Origin of the sequence: Nocardia farcinica, from assembly GCF_029867845.1 — a bacterium.
Taxonomy (GTDB): domain Bacteria; phylum Actinomycetota; class Actinomycetes; order Mycobacteriales; family Mycobacteriaceae; genus Nocardia; species Nocardia farcinica_A.
Map to the genome: position 1 here is coordinate 1 of NZ_JARWRU010000276.1, position 3565 is coordinate 3565.

The following is a 3565-nucleotide window of genomic DNA, read 5'->3' on the forward strand; positions in this document are numbered from 1 at the left end:
CCGATGTGGCCCGCGCTGTCAAGCCCCCCGCACCGGCGCGCAGATTGCCCAAGGCGCTGCCCTACGACACCGTGGCTCGGTTGCTGGAGGCCGCGGGCGGCGGTCCGGCCGACGCCGAGGGCGGGCACGGCGCCGACGGCGGCCCGCGCGCGCTGCGTGATCGGGCGCTGCTGGAACCGCTCTACTCGACCGGCGCCCGCATCTCCGAGGTGATCGGTCTGGACGTCGACGATCTCGACACCGCCGAGCGCGCGGTGCTGCTGCGCGGCAAGGGCGGCAAACAGCGCATCGTCCCGATCGGGCGGCCCGCTCTGGCCGCAGTCGACGCCTATCTGGTGCGCGGTCGACCGGCGCTGGCCGCGGCGGGCAAGGGCGTGAGCACCGGCGGTGCGCTGTTCCTCAACGCGCGCGGTGGCAGGCTCTCACGCCAGAGCGCCTGGCAGGTGTTGCAGACCGCGGCCGAGCGGGCGGGCATCGGGGCGGCGGTGTCCCCGCACACGCTGCGGCACTCCTTCGCCACGCATCTGCTCGACGGCGGCGCCGACGTGCGGGTGGTGCAGGAACTGCTCGGTCACGCCTCGGTGACGACGACGCAGATCTATACCCTGGTCACTGTCAGCACGCTGCGCGAGGTGTGGGCCAGCGCCCATCCCCGCGCGCGGTGAGCGCCACATGCTCTCGGTGCGTGTCCGATCGCGTGTCTCGTACAGGCAGGCGGTAGCGTCTGACGTGAGCTGGACCGTACGAAAGCGAGGTCGGGTCCGATCGGCCTCGTTACGCTCGGCAAGAGGCAATCGGGGGCGAGGCGTCCTGGTGACGCCCGGCAACGGGCAGGAACGTATAAGGAGCAGCGGATCGTGACGACAGCCGGTGCGGCGCAGCCGCCCTACGGTGCCATGGGGTCGCGTGACGGAGCACCGGCCCAGGCAGGCGACGACATCGAACCGCAGCCGACCGGATTGCGCCCGGTCGACGACGCGGACTCGGCGTCCGAGACCCTCTGGGACGGTGGCGTGCCGCCGGTCCCCGAGACGGGCGAGATGGGTCCCACCGGGCGTCCGTTGCGCGGGGTGCCCGACCCGCCCCCGCCGCCGGTGCCGGGCGACGCGCTGATCGTGGCCATGTGCAACCAGAAGGGCGGGGTCGGCAAGACCACCTCGACCATCAACCTGGGCGCGGCGCTGGCCGAATACGGCCGCCGCGTGCTGCTGGTCGACCTCGACCCGCAGGGCGCGCTATCGGCCGGGCTCGGCGTCGCCCATCACGACCTCGACCTGACCGTGCAGAACCTGCTCGTCGGCGGCCGCACCTCCATCGACGACGTGCTGATGCGCACCAAGGTCGAGAACATGGACCTGCTGCCCAGCAACATCGACCTGTCGGCGGCGGAGATCCAGCTGGTCAACGAGGTCGGCCGGGAGCAGACCCTCGGCCGGGCGCTGGAGCCGGTGCGCGATCGCTACGACTACATCCTCATCGACTGCCAGCCCTCGCTCGGCCTGCTGACGGTCAACGCGCTGGCCTGCTCCGACGGGGTCATCATCCCGATGGAGTGCGAATACTTCTCGCTGCGCGGCCTGGCGCTGCTCAACGACACCGTGGAGAAGGTGCGTGATCGACTCAACCCGCGGCTGAGCCTCTACGGCATCGTGGTCACCATGTTCGACGCCAGGCTGCTGCATTCGCGTCAGGTGATGTCGCGTGTGGTCGAGGTGTTCGGCGACGTCGTCTACGACACCGCCATCGCGCGCACCGTCCGCTTTCCCGACGCCAGTGTGGCGGGCGAGCCGATCACCACCTGGGCGCCGAAGTCCGGTGGAGCCGAGGCGTATCGGGCGATGGCACGGGAAGTCATCCACCGGTCGGGCCGGTGAGCGCGGCCGCCGACCCTGCGACGCCGAGCGCTCTCGACCAGGTACCACCCGACCAGGCAGCACCCGAACAGACAGCGCGGGACACCGATGTGCCGGTGGCGCCGGACGGTGAGTCCGGCACCGGTTTCCGGCTGAAGCTGAGCAATTTCGAGGGCCCGTTCGACCTGCTGCTCAGTCTCATCAGCTCCCGCAAGCTGGACGTGACCGAGGTGGCCCTCGCACAGGTCACCGACGAGTTCATCGCCTACACCAAGGCCATGACCGCGAGCATGGACGCCGACAGCGGCGGCCTGCGCGCGGACAGGATCCTCGACCAGACCACCGAGTTCCTCGTCGTGGCCGCCACCCTGCTCGATCTGAAGGCCGCGCGCCTGCTGCCCGCGGGCGAGATGACCGACGCCGAGGATCTGGAACTGCTCGAGGCCCGCGACCTGCTGTTCGCCCGGTTGCTGCAATATCGGGCGTTCAAGCAGGTGGCCGAGCTGCTGGGCGAGCTGGAGGCCGTGGCGCTGCGGCGCTACCCGCGTTCGGTCGGCCTGGAGGAACGCTTCGCCGGGCTGCTGCCCGAGGTCACCCTCGGGGTGGATGTGGCAGGCTTCGCCGATATCGCCGCCGCCGCGTTCCGGCCGAGGCCCGCACCGAAGGTCGGGCTCGATCACCTGCACCAGCACACCATCTCGGTGGCCGAGCAGGCGGCGCTGGTGCTGGAGATGCTCAAAGCACGCGGTCCCGGTGGCTGGACCACCTTCGCCGAGCTGGTCGCCGACTGCGAGCTGCCGGTGCAGATCGTGGCGCGCTTCCTGGCGCTGCTCGAGCTCTACCGCGGCAAGACCATCGAGTTCGACCAGCCCGACCCGCTGGGACCGCTGGCCATCAGCTGGCTGGGTGAGCCCGCCGACGGCGAGCAGACGAGCGTGACCATCGAGGAGGATTACGGGTGAACGAGGTCTCGAACACCGGGGCGCCCGGCCCCGGCGTGTCCGATGTCACCCCACCGGGGGAAACGGCCCCGCTGGACGAGCCGGAATTCCGTTCCGCGCTGGAGGCCATGCTGCTCGTCGTGGACGCTCCCGCGCCGGTCGAGCAGCTGGCGGCCGCCCTGGACGACACCGCCGAACGGGTGGAGCGGGTGCTGCGGGAGATGTCGGCGGAGCTGACCGCGCGCGGCAGCGGCATCGATCTGCGTTTCGTCGGTGACGGCTGGCGCTTCTATACTCGCAGCGAGTACGCACCGTATGTGGAGCGCGTACTGCTCGACGGCGCCAGGACGAAACTGACCAGGGCGGCGTTGGAGACGCTGGCGGTCGTGGCATACCGCCAGCCGGTGACCAGGAACCGGGTGAGCGCGGTGCGCGGCGTGAACGTCGACGGCGTGATGCGCACGTTGCTCGCCCGCGGCCTGATCGCCGAAGCCGGGACCGACCCGGAGACGAACGGCACGCTCTATCGCACCACCGAGTTGTTCCTGGAGCGGATCGGGCTGGCGTCGCTGTCGGACCTGCCGCCGTTGGCGCCGTTGCTTCCCGGCGTCGACCTGATCGACGAGATCAACGACAGCCTGGAGACGGACCCCCGTTACACCAGGTTGCGCAGACCTGCCGAGGCCGACCTGGACCTCGGCGCCGAGGATTGACCCTCACGAGAGTTGACTAAGGACAGATGAATACCCCCGCTCGCCGAGATGGCACACC

General features: G+C 70.4%; 4 protein-coding genes. All 4 read left to right on the forward strand.

The genetic code is table 11. From position 1 onward, the window contains the following. Positions 1-665: tyrosine-type recombinase/integrase (locus QH283_RS05700; protein WP_280501963.1), on the forward strand; the 665-nt coding region annotated here is incomplete at its 5' end. Between the two features lie 375 nt (positions 666-1040). Next, a complete protein-coding gene (locus QH283_RS05705; protein WP_280501964.1) occupies positions 1041-1874 on the forward strand; it encodes a ParA family protein in 834 nt (277 codons plus the stop codon). Beyond that, positions 1871-2815 carry a segregation and condensation protein A gene (locus QH283_RS05710; protein ID WP_432420669.1) on the forward strand — a complete coding sequence of 315 codons (945 nt, stop codon included), beginning with the start codon at positions 1871-1873 and terminating at the stop codon, positions 2813-2815. Before QH283_RS05705 ends, QH283_RS05710 begins: the two co-directional genes overlap by 4 nt. Before the next feature lie 35 nt (positions 2816-2850). Then, positions 2851-3507, forward strand: a complete 657-nt coding sequence (scpB, locus tag QH283_RS05715) for an SMC-Scp complex subunit ScpB (RefSeq protein ID WP_280501966.1) — start codon at positions 2851-2853, stop codon at positions 3505-3507. Positions 3508-3565: the final 58 nt, after the last annotated feature.

Bases quoted from the DNA above. Each gene is read 5' to 3' on its own strand.
- QH283_RS05705 (WP_280501964.1), top strand. From the start codon at position 1,041: ATGGGTCCCACCGGGCGTCCGTTGCGCGGGGTGCCCGACCCGCCCCCG.